The 15,241-nt window shown below is 56.9% G+C and carries 14 protein-coding genes; 13 read left to right on the top strand and 1 reads right to left on the bottom strand.

Features of this window, described 5'->3' with window-relative positions; all coding sequences use genetic code 11:
* The first annotated feature begins 198 nt into the window (after window positions 1-198).
* From ABIC16_RS21140 to ABIC16_RS21080, 13 genes are all read left to right on the top strand, one after another.
* Complete coding sequence (locus tag ABIC16_RS21140; protein WP_354292947.1) at window positions 199-762, top strand: recombinase family protein; 564 nt, start codon at window positions 199-201, stop codon at window positions 760-762.
* Between the two features lie 43 nt (window positions 763-805).
* Window positions 806-1,306: a hypothetical protein gene (locus ABIC16_RS21135; RefSeq protein ID WP_354292946.1), complete on the top strand. Its 501-nt coding sequence runs from the start codon at window positions 806-808 to the stop codon at window positions 1,304-1,306.
* Window positions 1,307-1,808: 502 nt separating this feature from the next.
* Window positions 1,809-2,300 (top strand): DNA cytosine methyltransferase, encoded by a 492-nt coding sequence (locus ABIC16_RS21130; protein WP_354292945.1) that lies wholly within the window; start codon window positions 1,809-1,811, stop codon window positions 2,298-2,300.
* A gap of 31 nt (window positions 2,301-2,331) precedes the next feature.
* Entirely contained in the window at window positions 2,332-3,189 is an 858-nt protein-coding gene (locus ABIC16_RS21125) for a DNA cytosine methyltransferase (protein ID WP_354292944.1), read from the top strand.
* Window positions 3,186-4,265 (top strand): DNA cytosine methyltransferase, encoded by a 1,080-nt coding sequence (locus ABIC16_RS21120; RefSeq protein ID WP_354292942.1) that lies wholly within the window; start codon window positions 3,186-3,188, stop codon window positions 4,263-4,265. Before ABIC16_RS21125 ends, ABIC16_RS21120 begins: the two co-directional genes overlap by 4 nt.
* Before the next feature lie 202 nt (window positions 4,266-4,467).
* Window positions 4,468-5,103 (top strand): hypothetical protein, encoded by a 636-nt coding sequence (locus ABIC16_RS21115; RefSeq protein ID WP_354292940.1) that lies wholly within the window; start codon window positions 4,468-4,470, stop codon window positions 5,101-5,103.
* Between the two features lie 22 nt (window positions 5,104-5,125).
* Window positions 5,126-6,028 (top strand): AAA family ATPase, encoded by a 903-nt coding sequence (locus ABIC16_RS21110; protein WP_354292938.1) that lies wholly within the window; start codon window positions 5,126-5,128, stop codon window positions 6,026-6,028.
* Entirely contained in the window at window positions 6,025-7,260 is a 1,236-nt protein-coding gene (locus ABIC16_RS21105) for a 5-methylcytosine restriction system specificity protein McrC (protein ID WP_354292937.1), read from the top strand. Before ABIC16_RS21110 ends, ABIC16_RS21105 begins: the two co-directional genes overlap by 4 nt.
* Before the next feature lie 433 nt (window positions 7,261-7,693).
* Window positions 7,694-8,464 carry a helix-turn-helix domain-containing protein gene (locus tag ABIC16_RS21100; protein ID WP_354292935.1) on the top strand — a complete coding sequence of 257 codons (771 nt, stop codon included), beginning with the start codon at window positions 7,694-7,696 and terminating at the stop codon, window positions 8,462-8,464.
* Window positions 8,458-10,701, top strand: a complete 2,244-nt coding sequence (locus ABIC16_RS21095; RefSeq protein ID WP_354292933.1) for an AAA family ATPase — start codon at window positions 8,458-8,460, stop codon at window positions 10,699-10,701. Before ABIC16_RS21100 ends, ABIC16_RS21095 begins: the two co-directional genes overlap by 7 nt.
* Before the next feature lie 282 nt (window positions 10,702-10,983).
* Window positions 10,984-11,469, top strand: a complete 486-nt coding sequence (locus tag ABIC16_RS21090) for a DUF6998 domain-containing protein (protein ID WP_354292931.1) — start codon at window positions 10,984-10,986, stop codon at window positions 11,467-11,469.
* 119 nt (window positions 11,470-11,588) lie between these two features.
* Window positions 11,589-13,793, top strand: a complete 2,205-nt coding sequence (locus ABIC16_RS21085; RefSeq protein ID WP_354292929.1) for a helix-turn-helix domain-containing protein — start codon at window positions 11,589-11,591, stop codon at window positions 13,791-13,793.
* Between the two features lie 4 nt (window positions 13,794-13,797).
* Window positions 13,798-14,382: a hypothetical protein gene (locus ABIC16_RS21080; RefSeq protein WP_354292927.1), complete on the top strand. Its 585-nt coding sequence runs from the start codon at window positions 13,798-13,800 to the stop codon at window positions 14,380-14,382.
* A 302-nt stretch (window positions 14,383-14,684) separates the two neighbouring features.
* Here ABIC16_RS21080 and ABIC16_RS21075 read toward each other — a convergent pair whose 3' ends face one another.
* Window positions 14,685-15,239: a helix-turn-helix transcriptional regulator gene (locus ABIC16_RS21075; protein WP_354292925.1), complete on the bottom strand. Its 555-nt coding sequence runs from the start codon at window positions 15,237-15,239 to the stop codon at window positions 14,685-14,687.
* Between the last annotated feature and the right edge of the window lie 2 nt (window positions 15,240-15,241).

Raw genomic sequence — 15,241 nt, 5'->3', positions numbered from 1 at the left:
ACGCGCGTTTATATCGTCGACGGTATGCACCGTGCCCGCTAGTGGGCGTTAGCGAACGTTCCGCTTTTGCGGCCCTGCTCGACCCCGTCGCAGATATCCTAAGTTTCGCGACAGCAGCCCCGATGCTTGCGTTCTCTCGTGTACCGGCGTCGCAAAAGTCTGTTGCATAATATTGTTGTTCCGATACAGTTTTGCGACATGCTGATCGGCTATGCCCGTGTGTCCACCGACGACCAAGATCTCCGACTGCAACGCGCCGCGTTAACGGAGGCTGGATGCAAGCGCACTTTCGAGGAGAAGGTGTCGGGTGCAAAGCGTGACCGGCCCGAGCTGGCCAGGATGATCAAGCAACTGCGCGACGATGACACGGTGGTGGTGACGCGGCTCGACCGACTGGCACGCTCCACCCGCGACCTGCTCGACATTGCCGAGAAGCTGAAGGAGGTCGGCGCCGGTCTGCGCTCGCTGGCTGAGCCCTGGGCGGATACGACCTCACCTGCGGGCCGCATGGTACTGACCGTGTTCGCTGGCATCGCCGAGTTCGAGCGCGAGTTGATCCACCAGCGCACCAGCAGCGGTCGGGTAGCGGCCAAGGCGAGGGGAGTTCGCTTCGGCCGGCCGCCCAAGCTCACCCCCGATCAGATCGCGCTCGGCGAACGGTTGGTGAGCGAGGGTACATCGGTGAGAGAAGCCGCCAAGCTGCTCAAGTGCCATCATGCCACCCTCTACCGGGCGCTGACCGCCGCGACGTTGGTCCCATGATACAAGCCATTCTGCAATCTGGCGTGCCGCAGGGGGATGTCTGATGCCAATTCGCCCCGAGCATTTGTTCCTTTACCCGATCGACTGGCCGCAGCTCTCGCACCATGTGCGCTTCGTACGGGCAGACGGATGCTGCGAGCATTGCGGACGTCCTCATGGACAGAAGGTGTTTCATCTGCGGGGTGGTCGATGGTGGGACCGAAAGCGGCATTGCTGGCGCAACGGCCAAGGTCGACGCGTACGACGACCAACAGAGAACATCCTGGCGCATGGTGCATGGACGCCGGTGGTCCTGGCCTGCGCGCATCTCAACCATGACCCCAGCGACAGCGCTCTCCATCGGCTGGCGGCGCTATGCCAGCGCTGCCACATGCTCCACGATGGGCCGGAGCATCGACGCCGGCGCTGGATGAACGCCCACTACCGGCGCGCACTCGGCGACCTGTTCTACGGTCCTTATCCCATACTGGGTGCCGAATGGATCACACCTACCCCAATCAGCATGCTCGACCACAGCCGATCATCGTACGCTTTCATGCGGTGAGTGCTAGGTTGCGTACCGCACGCAGTTACAGCAGCCAAGATGCCCAATCTTACACACTTTTGCACATTTTTACATGTTTATTTGTAGAAATGCATAAATGTGTGGTAGTTTCATGATTGAGATGGCAAGACGCTGTAATCTTCGGAGGTCATAATGCCACGAGTGCAGGTCATCCTCTCTGACGCGTTGGATGAACGGTTTACGGCCTACTGTGAGGCAAAGGGTTATAAAAAGAGCACTCTCGTTGCCCGCCTGATCAAGGATCACCTCGATCGGGAAGGGTACGCGGCGCAATCTTCTCTTCCCCTTGCCCCACCGTCGCGGAGGCAAAAAACCGACACGCAGGTTCAAGAAGGATGACGGCGCCACCTGCATTCCTCTGCCTAGAATGGCGGCTGCTCGAGTGCCGGGAGCGCGAGCTTCGCGACGCTACTCCATCATGAAACAGACGCTACGATTCCCAGGCTTCTGAAAACAGATGTGAAGGCCAAGAGTCGATGCTATGGCACAAATCAAGAACGAAAGGAGAAGCATGATGGCTAGGAAGCCTCGCGCAGTTGCGGGTGAGCGGATCGCCGGGTCAGCCATTGACCGCCTGCGTGCTTTCGCCGCGGATCGCTCGACCGTTCGCGATGCAGCTATCACTGCTGCTGGCGGATTGGACAGTCTCTGGGCCGAAGCCCGTACCGCCGAAGCTGGTCCGGTGGATGTAGTGGACATGTTCGCAGGATGCGGCGGCATGTCCGCAGGATTTCTCGCGGTGAACGCCTTAGTACCCGCTTATCGCCTTGCGATGGCCGTGGATATCGATGCCCTTGCCATGCGGACCTACGAGCGGAACCTCGGGCTGAAGCCGTCATTGCTGAACCTGCACGACTACGCCGAGGATCAGTCGGCCATAGTCCGAGAAGTGAATGCCCGACGTTCGTCTCCCAACGCTCCGCTCGTGCTCATCGGATGCGCTCCCTGCCAAGGCTTTCTCTTCTCATCGTAATGCAGAGGGGGAAGGTGACGAGCGGAACTCCTTGTTTCTGACTTTTGCAAAGGTAGCCGTGGCGATCGGCCCGGACGCTATCATTGTTGAGAACGTCCCTGAGGTAACGACAGATCGCTACTGGCCGGTGGTCCGCCGCGCTCGGCGCATCCTAGAGGAGGCAGGCTACCACGTCGTCCTCACAGCCCATGACATGTCCGAATTTGGCGTACCCCAGCACCGTTTTCGTGCCGTGATGATCGGGATGCGTCGTCCATTCGTCATGCCACGAGGCTATCTGTCTGGAACGGCTCGCCGGACAGTGCGGCAGGCTATCGGCCATCTTCCCCCCGTGCTTCCGGGGCAGATCTCTCCACACGATGCCATGCACCGGTCCGCAGGGCACCGCGTCTCCACAGTAGAAACCATCAAGGCTGTGCCGGTAGACGGTGGAAACCGTCCTAGCCACGTCGGCCCTGCCTGCTTACGTCGCGTTGCAGAGCGCCAAGGCCGTGCCGGATATGAGGACGTCTACGGACGCCTCTGGTGGAACCGGCCGGCTATTACGATCACCGGCCACGCTCGGAACCCAGCGAGCGGCCGCTACGTGCATCCCGAGCAGCATCGCGGTTTGACAGTGCGCGAGGCCGCGCTCTTGCAGGGATTCCCGAGCACATGGCAGTTCGAAGGTAGTGTTGGCCCCGCCTTCATGCAGGTGGGCAACGCCGTGCCGCCTCCGTTTGCGGCATTTCTAGCGACACACCTTCTGGGCGAGCTATTTGGACCGGCGGTAGAGAAGACCGACCGGGAAGTAGACATCCTGCATTCCCTAGGGCCAAGCTTCTCACGACTTATCCCTGCCCTGAAGGCAGGTCATCGCACGCTGCATGATCGGATGGCCCGCGCATGAAGCCAACAGCCATTGACCTGTTCTGCGGCGCAGGAGGACTGACGCACGGTCTTGTCAGCGGGGGCTTCAACGTGCTCGCCGCCTTCGATAATTGGGCACCAGCTGTACGCTCTTATCGGTTAAACTTTCCCGATCATCCGTGCCTTTCCGACGATGTCGCCAACCTCAATGCAAAGCGCCTAGCGGCGCTGGGACTAATGGACGTGGATCTCGTGGCGGGGGGCCCGCCCTGCCAAGGCTTCTCTGCACAACGCATCGGCGCAGACGAGGATCACAGGAACGAACTGGTTCACGCATTTGGCCAAGTGGTCATCAATGCCCGCGCCCGCATGTTTGTGATGGAGAACGTCAAAGGACTACTTGGAGGCAGAGGACGGGCTACGGCCTCGCGATTTATCGCCGAAATGGAGGCCGCTGGCTACCAAGTCACCCATCGCGTACTCGACGCGGCCGATTATGGCGTGCCTCAGAACCGATTGAGGGTCTTCTTTGTCGGCAGACGACGCGAAGCGGCAGGTTCCTTTACTTTCCCTGTGCCGACCGCTGTCGGTCGGAGGACGGCCGGTGAGGCTCTGGCCGACCTTCCTGAGCCGCCGGCAGATCTTGTTCCATTACCAGGGGACCCACTTCACCGGCGCTCCCGGCTATCAGAACTAAACCAGCGACGAATCTCCCTTATCCCTCCTGGCGGCGGCTTCGAGGATCTCCCCGTGGATTTACGCGCGAACTGCCACAAGAACGGTGCCGCCCGCATTGGGCATCGTGCCGTATACGGTCGCCTTCACCCAGATCGTCCAGCGGGAACCATCACGGCACGATTTGATAGCTTTACGCGAGGGCGCTTTGGGCATCCAGTTGAGCCTAGAAATTTGACCCTGCGCGAAGGTGCGCGCCTTCAGAGCTTCCCCGACGATCACCGGTTCGTAGGTACTCAAGAAGAAATAGCCGCGCAGATCGGAAATGCTATTCCGCCGCTTCTTGCGGAGGCTGTGGCGAAGGCTGCTTATGAAGCACTTGAGAGGGATTCTGCTTCAGACAGAGTGCTGCTACTTCCGCGCCTAGTTGCTGCCGAGTAAAGAGATGCCGTGGTCAAATAGCTTTCACGAGTCCTTCTCGGTTGTACCGACCGGAAAGCCAACCGACGCTCAAGTAAACCTATTTCTCTCTAGTCATGGGCAGACTGAAACGGACGTTCTTGCAGCATGGCCTAAAGGTAGGCCAAATATGCAAACAGCCGGTCAACCGCTTAAACCGGCAAACCCTAAGCAGTTTAGGAACATGAGCCAGTTGCTGCGGAATATAGGGTTGGCCTATACCGATAATAGCGGCAATGACGGCGTGGTTCGCGTCACACGGCTTGGCCAGGAAGTACTTGGTTGGCGACAAGACGGTTTAAATAATAATAACGTACGAATAATAGCAAGATATGCTGCAAGAGCCATAGCAGCTGCGCAGCTGCATAATCCAACGCGGGAGGCTAAAGGATACGTTGGCGCTAGGGTTTTCCCTTTCCAATTTATTTGGCGCGCCATGCTCGCGCTTGATAACCGGATCAGCATACCCGAGCTCGAGAGAGCTATTTTTGTAGTGAACGATGAGGCCGACCTTGGCGAAGCTATCTTAAAAATCCAAGGTTACCGCGAGACGGGCAATCTCGACGACCTGGGGGCGACGAATGCCAACGGAGATGACGAAGGCGTAGCGGCTTGGATGTGCTGGGCCTCATTCGGCTGGACTCTGATACCAAAGCGAAAGGCGGGAGGAGACGGTTATTACAGGATACCAAACGGCTGGGCCTTGCAGATTATTCGCGAAGTGGCGACGACACGACAGCGGCACAGGACATTCAGCACTGATCGGGAGTATGTGGAACACCTCTCGGCTTGCGCGGGTCTACCTCCTGACCTGAGATAGCGGCCGTTAAAGGGGTGAATGAATGCCGAATGCTGCGACCGAGAAGAAGGTGGATGAGGTTGTCGCGGCTTGCGCACGATACGGTGCAACATCCATCATCGCCCTCGCGGGACCGCCTGCGACAGGCAAAAGCCACGTAGCCCTGATCGCGGCACAACGGCATGCTGGCCTGCCTAGCAGAGTCAGAGAAATCCAATTCCACCAATCCTTTACCTACGAGGAGTTCGTGGAGGGGCTCCGGATCGACGCCTCAGGAGCGGTCAATCACAAGGCCGGGGTCTTTTTGGAGGTCAACGACGACGCTACGGCTGATCCGGAGCACAACCATGTCCTCCTAATCGAGGAGTTGACGCGGGCCAACCTTGCCGCAGTACTCGGGGAATTGCTGACATACGTCGAACACCGTGAGCGATCATTTAGAACGCTTTTTGGCGGCACGTCGGTTACTGTGGCTCCAAGATTAACAATTCTCGCAACCTTTAATCCCGTAGATCGATCGGCGTTGAGCATAGACGCAGCGCTACTGCGCCGACTTCGTATTATCGACTTCCTCCCGGATGCCGGTCAGTTGGCCGACATGCTCGCGGCCAAAAGTCCTCCTATCCCTCAAATCGTCGTCGATCGGCTGATAGCTATCTTCGCGATATGCAAACAAAAGCACCCCAAAGAATACGAAACGATGGTGCCGTTCGGACATGGTATATTTAGTGAGATTGCGTCGGAATCGGACTTGTACCCTCTTTGGGAGCAGCGATTGAGGCGAATGCTATACCGGCCGCTTCAAGATCCTCATCCCTTCGCCTCGACCATTGAAGCAGCTTATCCTTGGACTGATCCTAATTTCCGTCTGGTACCCGAACCAGTCGCGGTATCCGCATCCGACATAATCGGGCCAAACGACAAGGATTCGTCACAGGCTACATGACCATCGTTGTTCGAGAACGTGGTGCAACACCGCTGGAGCATGGCGAGTGGCTCTTGGTGTCGAGCGACCCTGGATTCCGCGACTTGGTCTCGAGATCAGTGCTAGGCGCGCGCCCAGGTCGGGCTGGAGGATGGGAGCTGACAGCAAGGGGCTACGTCGGGCGCGTCGTGCTTGGTGGGCTAGAAGTTGCTGTCACAGAAAAAGTCCCCGGCGGGTTCCGAGCGATGGCCGAAATCGTTGCTCCGCGCGCATTCAAGCTCGTGCGTGCATCCTCCCCGATAGTGCTAGGGGCGGAACCACAAACGATATTAGCTGAGATGCTGGCTACAGCCATCCGCTCCTATCTGTCAGGGTATGCCATCCAGGAGTATCGCGAGGAACGAACAACAGGAGCATATCTCACCGGAAGTCTTGATGTACCGGGCACGGTCGCCCTCCGGGCACGCGGTATTCGGCACAAAGTAGCGTTCCGTCGACACCGAATGACCGATGATCTCCCACTCAATCGTATTGCTTGGCGTGCGTTGGGAGAGATCGCATCCGGTAAAGGCGCCACCGCCGTTGGAGATGAGCTCGCTGCATCAGCAAGGGCATTGCGTGCAACGTTTGGGGACAGCGCTGACCAAGCAGCCCTCCTCACGAGACAGGAAGTTCTCGCCGAGGCCCTCGCTGAGGCGGATTTGACGGACAGACACCCGGCGTTGTTCGAAGCAGCAGCGCTGTCCCTGGCAATTCTACAAGGAGCCGCTCCGTCAGATGGCCAAGATGCCGAAGCAACTGTACCGCGATCATGGTTCGTGAACTTGGAAAACTTATTTGAACGTGCCGTGCGCGCGTCCATCGCCGAAGCGTTAGACGGCGTTGCAGAGGTGAGCGGCCCCGACAAGAGAAGCCCCCTTTTCCGCGGACCGCCGCCACGCCTACCGGCAAACCCAGATGTTGTTGTTCGCACGACAGATCGTGTCGCCGTGTTTGACGCGAAGTATAAGGATAGAGATGGCGATCCTTCTGCCAGCGATATTTACCAGCTCCTCGCTCATGCAGCGGCACTAGGGGCGAATAGAGCAGCGCTTTTCTATCCGTCAAATGGTTACGACGCACCTGTACAAATGGGGCGATCTTCAACAGGCTGCGAAGTGTGGGCGTTTGGTCTTGACCTTGCTCAGATTCGGCAAAGTATGCGCTCGGCATTAAGAATCATGTCATTCCCAATAATTGCAGCGTCAGCATAAATATATAAAAACAAACAATGATCAGCAGGGTGTGAGTACGGTATTTATCTTGGTTTCCGATCACCCACTTTCACGTATGACGATCATAGTTCTGGTACCAGTGAGCCTTGACCCACTTGGTTTTCCCAAGGGAAGAATTGTGCGCATGTTCTGCATGCAAGCAATTGGCTTAGAAGGTCTATCGTTAGGCCCCCTGCTAGGCGGCTTTTTGTGAAAGCTGGACCTGGCTTAAATTCGGCCGTCCGCTAGATTTGGCAAAGTAACTAGAGGCAGGCGAACGAATCCGGCGGGGGGGGGGGGACATCGACAATGTGGCTAGCAATTCTTCAATTTCTGCGCGCCGATCGTGTGCCGCTGCATGCCGGTCATGTGCCGCCCCAAGCACGGCAACCTGTTGTAGCGTTGTGACTAGAAAGCAAACGCAGAGGTTACGATGAAAAAGGTCACGCCTCAGGGCAATTTGATAAAGCAGCTTCGATCGCAGCTCGAAAAGGGATCGCTTCAAAAAGAGATGTCGCACGCGATCGGCATCAGCGAGCGGCGGATACGGTCGATCGAGAACGAGAATGTGGCGGTCACGGTCTCGGAACTGGATCGCATCGCAGCCTATTTAAATGTGTCTCGCGACCAGATTGCCTACGCGATCAACACTCCTAAACTCGTGCCAACCGCTAGCGATGTCACCGAGCAGCTCTTGGCCGGACTTTTCAAAGACCGGATCATACCGCGCTTCGAGAAAGATCGTGCTCACGCAACGATGGACGCGGGTAGGATAATTCAAGACGCGCAGCACTCTGAAGACCTGACTGTACAGATCGACATTCAGCTCAGCAACGAAACCAGCGAGTATGCCGAGGAACTGGTCCGGCTCTTGACCGAGCTAACATGGGAAAAACGCGATTGGCTCGCCAAGCCGACGCCAGCGGATGACATCGCTCTGAGGCGGCGCGTTCGTCAACTTCTGGTTCTCCTGAAGGGCAATGATGTATGGTTTTATTACACCAATCAGTTGCGCCGCCTGCCAGAGCGATTTGACCTCCCCGCCGACGGCGATCCGAGCGAAATGAAGTTTCGCGTAGCAATCGTGCTGGGGCCGCCGGGTGAATACGGGGAAGAGTCGATCGACGTGAATGTCGATAACGGCCAACCATATTTCATGAAGGGTTGGGACTCGAAAAAGCAGAAGGACAGCGACGGATGCTGAGGGCCATAACGACCATCAAAAACTTGGGGGTTTTTGGCAACTACAGCCAAACACCGGGCCTCAAGGCATTCTCCCGTTATAACGTGATCTATGGTGAAAACGGGGCCGGAAAAACTACGCTTTCGCGACTGTTTACTGCGCTGAACGAAGGCGCTCATACGGAATACCCGCTGCTGGAATTCGCCGTTGATGGAGAGAGTGGCGCGGTTGCGAAGGGTCAGAAATACGCCAGAAAACTGCGTGTTTTCAACGCGGATTACGTCGACGCGAATATCGGAAAATTTGACAGCCCTATCCGCCCCATATTGATCGTCGGCATCGAAAATAAAGAACTGGTGGAGGAGGTGCGCAACGAGCAGGCAACCTACGATGCCCGCGAGCTGCGATTAAAAGAGGTATCGGCCGCCATCGAGAAGGCGACCACTGACAAGGGCAAGATTTTCTCTGCGGTCGCAAAGACTATCGGCGAGGCGACCAGCGGCGTGTCCCTGCGAGGCTATCGCAAGCCCGACGCGGAGAAGGACTTCGTTCGTCTGCGCCCGCTCAAGAGCTATCTCGACGATGAGCTTGAGGTTAGCCGCGCCACGCTCCAGCAAGAACAGGCCGATCCGGTCAATAAATTTGGATTGCCGTCGCAACTGCGCGAAAATAACGGCGAGCTTGTATCCTTCGTAGACGCCTGTGCTCAGTTTTCGCGAACGGTCGAGAGCCTTACGCGCAAGACAGCTCAGGAAGGCGCGTTAAAGCGCCTCGTTGAAAACCCAGAAATATCCAAATGGGTCGAAGAGGGAATCAAAATACACCGGGATTATTCCTCCGGCGCTTGCGAGTATTGCTCACAGGCTATTCCGGTTAGTCGAGCCGAGGCGCTAGCCGACCATTTCGGCGCAGCCGATCAATCGCTCAAAGCAGAGATCGAAGTAGCGATTGAAACAGGGACGCAGTTAGCGGAAAGCTTGCGGAAAGTCGAACCCGCAGCACAATCGAGCCTCTATGCAGAACTTCGAAAAGACTATGATCCTGTAGTTAAAAGCTGGGAAGTAGAGCGCTCAACCTGGCTTGACAGGCTAGCCGAGGTTAACGCGATCCTTGCCGATAAGCTCATTCGGCGGTCTAGCTCGATCGACGCAGAAGCTGGAATCGAAACCGCCGCTCTTGTTGAGGCGACTGTAAGCCTCGATGACATTCTTGCACGGCATAATATCAAGACGGCCCAGTTTTTCTCTGCCAAGAGCAAGGCGCGCGAGATACTTGAACGGCACTATCTTGCGCAGATCGCCGAGCAGGTCACTGAATTCGAAAAGCAGATCGAAGAGCATAAGATTGAATCCGCCAAGCTCCTGAATGGCGCACCGGAATTTGCTGAACCACGCAGCATGGAGGCGCTGCTTGCGTCGGTGAAGGAGAAGCGTGCAAAGGTATCAAGCGCTCATGCTGGCGGCTCGGAGATGACAAACCGCCTGCGCGATTTTCTAGGGCGGACCGACCTAGAATTTCAGTCTGCTAACGATGGATATCGGGTTCTCCGGCGCGGAAAGCAGGCAAGACGGCTGAGCGAAGGTGAAAAGACAGCTATCGCGTTTCTCTATTTCATCGTTCAGCTCGGCGATCATGAATTTGACGTGGGTGAAGGGATCGTCGTCATCGACGACCCGATTTCGAGTCTCGACTCTTCCGCTATCTACCAAGCCTTCGCCTGCCTGAAAAATGCAGTCAGAAACGCGAAGCAGGTTTTCCTGCTTACGCATAATTTCGAGTTTCTGAAGCTCCTCCTCAATTGGCTTGAGTCCGCGAGAAGACACACTTCGCACTACATGATTGTGTGCGCCGAGACGGCAACGGATAGAGTTGCAACAATTATACAGCTGGATAGATTACTAGTCGAGCATCAGACTGAATATCAATTTCTTTTTAAGACCTTACATCGTTTTGAATCGGATGGGACGATAGCGTCCTGTTACCATATGCCGAACGTTGCGCGAAAACTTCTCGAAACCTTTCTTGAATTTCATTATCCATCCTCGGAGAAGCTTTATAAAAAACTTGATACGGTCAAATTTGACGAAGATAAGAAGGCTGCGATATACAAATTCACGAATGACAACTCGCACTTTACAGGGAAAGGCTTTGATCCCGCAATAGTTGCGGAGAGCCAGAAGAACGTCAAATATCTGTTAGAAATGATCAAGGCCGTTGCTCCAACGCACTATCAAGGGCTGGAAACTCTATCTGCATAATTGTCTGTTTTGGCGGACAAGCCTTATCATCCTCGAGTCTCCGGCTTTTTCGTCAGTCGTTCGGCTTATCCATAAGTATCGATCTGAGCTGAAGAGGCAGGGGACGGCGCGGTTAGAGCTGTATCGGATTCCCCCTGCAAACGGCTGGTTATGAGAGGGTGGAAAGCGAATTCGAGCGTCCATAATTGGGGCGCAAAACCGACGATCATCTTGGTATGACAACCGAGCGGTTGTGACGCTAAGCCGGCCTTTGCTCCGGTAGAAAGGTAGACCTTTTTGCCGATGACAGAGAATGCTCAAGCCCGACGTGTCCGCGAAATCCTCGCAGCTGTTAGACCCCTAGCGGCAGAGTATTACCAGCTCACAAGCAAGCCGCTGGGCGTCACCGGTGAGGTCGCCGAATATGTCGCAGCAGAGCTGCTGTGCCTCGAACTCGCCCCGCCCCGCACCAAAGGATACGATGCGGTACGGCAGACGCCGGCTGGCCCCGTGCGCGTACAGATCAAGGGGCGGGCCTATGGGGAAAAGGCAAACAGGAGCCAACGCCTCGGCACAATCAAACGAGATGCCGACTGTGACACCGTGCTGCTCGTGCTGCTGGATAATTTGACCCTCGAACCGCGCGAAATCTGGGAAGCATCTTACAGCGATGTCGAGAACCGGCTTGCTGTTCCAGGATCGAAGTCACGGGAAAAAGGCGCGCTCAGCGTACCGGAGTTCAAGAAGCTTGCCGAGCGGGTCTGGCCGAAGCCTGACACCGGGTTCTGACAACTACAAACCCGCGGAGACACGGGTGCAGGGCGACGGTGTCACAACCGTTCGGTTCTGAGACCGCCGGGTTGGCAGCCTCTCAAGAGTTCCACAAAGAGCTTGCATTCAGTCTACTGATGAATATATTTAAATATGCATTGAATAAGGTGAGTAAAATCGTGAATAACGAAACGGGACTCATACTGGCCAATTTGCGAGGTGCTTCTGGCCTCACGCAACGCCAAGTCGCTGAACGGATGAGCGCAAATCAAACGCGCGTGTCCCGGATCGAGGCTGGAGACGGTGACGACACTGACATCGAAGCCTATGTTACGGCTGTTGGAACACCTGAGGCGCAAGCTTTTGGGGAACTGCTGCGCCTTAACTGGACGCACCTCCCACGCCCGTCACTACGACACCCGGATCTCAACACGTTAGTAGCTGTTGAGCACGGCCTTGACCGGGTGCGAGCCTTCCTGGAGGATGGTCAGGTACCCACAGTTTTAGCTGGGCAGGCACAATTGCTTGATCGGCGACTTGAAGATGCGGGCCGCTACCTGCTCTCACTCGACCACGAAGTGGTCTATGTCGGGGAGATTGGGGTCGGTAAGACAACGGCGGCCTGCCGCCAAGCGGGGCTTGTGCTCGACGGGGCAACCGCTGCCGACCTTAAAGGCATGCTGTTGGATACCGGGGGTGGCCGTACGACCCTGTGCGACGTGCGGGTTGAGACTGGAGAGAAGTTTGCGCTGACGGTCGAACCGGTCAGCGACGAGGAAATCTACAAACTGGTCGGCGAAGTCTGTAAAAGCGTGTTCGAGAAGCTCGCGGGCGAGGCATCAACGACAACGCCGGACTATAAACCAGCCGAAGAGGTTGAGCGGGCTCTGCGCAATATGGCAGAGTTGCCTCGCCCAGCGCGAGCTCGCAAAGGTGCCACGACTGCACCCGATCCTGCGTCCGATCTCGCAGCAAAATTCACATCGTTAGATGCATTCTCAGCAGAATTTGCAGCAAGGCTGAGCCTATGGCGCCGGAGCCGGCGCAGCGTCGAGTTCGACGGCATTGATGCTCGGGCCGGACGGCAATGGCTTCGTTCGACCTTCATCGAGATCAACAACGGCCGCCACGATGATTTCTCGTTGCCCGACCGTATCACGGTCACTGTACCGTTCGCGTTGGTGGGTGACACAGGTCTTTCCATCGCAGTGATCGACACACGCGGTGTTGATGTTAGTGCGGTCCGCCCGGACATCCTGTCGCATATGAATAATCCGCGAGCGGTTACCCTGCTCTGTTCCAAGTGGGGCAGCGCGCCAGATCCTAGCTCGCAAGCGCTGCTCACTCATATCACCGAGACCAATGCAGATGCCGCGCTGCTTGATCGCGTGGCGATCGTCGCGTTGGCGCGCGTCGGCGACGCACTGTCGATGCGACAGGATTCCGGCGAGAGTGCCGAAGATCGGGACGAAGGCTATGACATTAAGCTCGGGCAGGTGGATGATGCGCTACAAAAAATAGGCCTTGCCGGTATTGAGGCCTTTGCGTTTGACGCGAGCGCCGACGAACCGAGCGCACTGACGACATTCGTCCTCCATCGTATCGCGTCGGTCCGCCAGACGCAGGCAAGAGCTGCAGAAGCAACGATTGCTGCAATCGACCAGATGATTGGCAATCGCGCGGAGGCTGAGGCGCTAGCGGCGCTGTCGACGGTGAGCGGCAACCTTGACCGGTTCGCCAACCGTCAAGCCAACCTGCGCGGTGCCCGACGCCCCGCGCACGAACGCCTGCTTACCGCGGTTATGACTCTTCATGCGCGTACGATCTGGGCTGCAACCCGGCGCGCTGGACGCTTCTGGAATTTCGACGCTTTCCAGTATCTCGGAGACGGCGCCGCCGCAGAGGCCAAAGTCCGGTCGAGCGAATTGGTAGGGGGTCTAATAGCGATTATCGACTCCGATCTCGATAATATCGAACTAGTTAGCGCCCAGGGATTTTTGATGCAGGTCCGCGCCAATGTCGCGCAATGGGAAGCGGACTTCGTCAATGCAGCGAGGCATCACGCAGCCGCGGTCTACTTTCAGCCACTCAGCCGCGCACAGGACCTATGGGACGCGTGCGAACACGAGTATGGCCTTGGCATGGGTGCCTACCGTGAGGGCGTCGCAGGCCGGCTGCGTGCCTGGTTTGAGGAGAGGGTCGAGCTGCGCGAGGAACTGGAGCGACGTGTGGCGCGCGCTTGGATAACGAGCTTCATCGTCCCGCTAAAACAGACCGCTGGACAAGGTGAGGTCAGTGGCACCTTACCCATCTTGCCAAGCGACGTTGGACAGGAAGGGTAAGCCGATGATCAGCTTCAGTAATTTTCATCGCCTCGATCCGGCGTCGCGTGACGTAGCAAGCGAACTCCTAGCTAGCGCCAATCGTCACGAACAGTCATTCTTCGCGTTCATCTATCGGTGGATGGCGTTCAACGGTTGGATGTCGGCGATAACGCTTGAATATACCGACCGCGCAATGATCGATTCATTGGCAGCGGAACCTCGGTTGATTGCGGCGCACGATCAGATGATGACGAGCGATAGAGAATATCGGCATCTAGTCGACACGTTCGCAACAGCGTGGCCGGTACTAAACGTGCGGGATGTCCGTAGGAAAATCGGGCATGACGCCTTCCGCCTGCATGACCGACCGGCCCTGCTCGCCGCTTGCGCAGCCGCCAATGTCAAACAGCAGCCGATCGACTGGTTGCCTGGCCAGCAGCCGAATTGGGAGCAGGTGTTACGCACTATCTACCAAGTGCGCTGCAACCTGTTCCATGGCGAGAAATCACCGCAGAACTTCCGCGATTTCAAACTCGTCGAAGCGTCCGATCGGGTCCTGCAAGCCTTCATGACCAAAACCAACTGTTTCGATTGGTATGATCTGTGAGCGCGACCCTAGATAGGTATTTAGCTTCGCCTGCGCTGCCGCGTCCTAATGCGAGTAGGACATAAAGATGCGAATGTCGGGCTTACTGGTGAGCCCGGCCGCCCGTTTGGGCTTAGCCGGGGTACTGTTCCGCTCGCCCGATTTGGCAGCCTTAACGGCTGATGCAGTGTTACGGTGGGGCGCCGCCTTAACGAGACTATACCGATCAATGCGGCACCGCCTAGACCGGCGAGAAAGTTAGACTTTCCTTCGGCAGCTCATGGAGGCGGCATGAACGTTTGTTGGGCCCGTATTGCTGACCATCATCGTGGTGCCTGTTTGCGTGCGAGCAGCTTGGTGATCGAGGAATCTAGCTCCTGCCTGCTCCAAGATTGCCGGCCGCCAAGCACAATCGGGTATGGCAAAATTCCGCGATAAACCTCTCGTATAAATGCTGATTCCGAGAGATCCAGATACGCGGCTGCCGTCCGCTGTCGCATCAGTTCGGGCCAATCAGGGAAACGCAAAGCGATGTCCTGATCCGATGGCACCTCACCATCCGGGATTGCTATGCCAACGACACCGGCAATCTTTGCTGCAGCTTCCGCCCCCTTCTCGTTCGGCACGAGCGGTGGGGGCTTCTTCTCGCCCACCCTCCTTGTTGGAGAGGGCGGTGGCGACCATGCTTCACGCTCCGCGGGCTGACGCGAGCTGATCCACGCTTCCACCTCGCTTGCCAGCCAGACTGATGTCCTTGGCCCGAGAGAGACATTCGGTGGGAAGGTGCCGTCTTTCATCATTCTATAGATGGTGCTCTGACTAAGCCCGATCCGCTGACGGATCTCCTTCAGGCGAAGGAACTGGTCTCCATTTTCCATAC

This window comes from Sphingomonas sp. PvP055, assembly GCF_040546365.1.
Taxonomy (GTDB): Bacteria; Pseudomonadota; Alphaproteobacteria; order Sphingomonadales; family Sphingomonadaceae; genus Sphingomonas; species Sphingomonas echinoides_A.
Note: the sequence above shows the minus strand (reverse complement) of the source record. Positions and strands in the feature narration are given on the sequence as shown.

Coding starts and splice junctions, on each gene's coding strand:
- ABIC16_RS21100 (WP_354292935.1), top strand. CDS start 7,694: ATGAAAAAGGTCACGCCTCAGGGCAATTTGATAAAGCAGCTTCGATCG.
- ABIC16_RS21115 (WP_354292940.1), top strand. CDS start 4,468: ATGAGCCAGTTGCTGCGGAATATAGGGTTGGCCTATACCGATAATAGC.
- ABIC16_RS21085 (WP_354292929.1), top strand. CDS start 11,589: ATGAATATATTTAAATATGCATTGAATAAGGTGAGTAAAATCGTGAAT.
- ABIC16_RS21075 (WP_354292925.1), bottom strand. CDS start 15,239: ATGGAAAATGGAGACCAGTTCCTTCGCCTGAAGGAGATCCGTCAGCGG.
- ABIC16_RS21130 (WP_354292945.1), top strand. CDS start 1,809: ATGGCACAAATCAAGAACGAAAGGAGAAGCATGATGGCTAGGAAGCCT.
- ABIC16_RS21135 (WP_354292946.1), top strand. CDS start 806: ATGCCAATTCGCCCCGAGCATTTGTTCCTTTACCCGATCGACTGGCCG.
- ABIC16_RS21080 (WP_354292927.1), top strand. CDS start 13,798: ATGATCAGCTTCAGTAATTTTCATCGCCTCGATCCGGCGTCGCGTGAC.
- ABIC16_RS21140 (WP_354292947.1), top strand. CDS start 199: ATGCTGATCGGCTATGCCCGTGTGTCCACCGACGACCAAGATCTCCGA.
- ABIC16_RS21095 (WP_354292933.1), top strand. CDS start 8,458: ATGCTGAGGGCCATAACGACCATCAAAAACTTGGGGGTTTTTGGCAAC.
- ABIC16_RS21090 (WP_354292931.1), top strand. CDS start 10,984: ATGACAGAGAATGCTCAAGCCCGACGTGTCCGCGAAATCCTCGCAGCT.
- ABIC16_RS21105 (WP_354292937.1), top strand. CDS start 6,025: ATGACCATCGTTGTTCGAGAACGTGGTGCAACACCGCTGGAGCATGGC.
- ABIC16_RS21120 (WP_354292942.1), top strand. CDS start 3,186: ATGAAGCCAACAGCCATTGACCTGTTCTGCGGCGCAGGAGGACTGACG.
- ABIC16_RS21110 (WP_354292938.1), top strand. CDS start 5,126: ATGCCGAATGCTGCGACCGAGAAGAAGGTGGATGAGGTTGTCGCGGCT.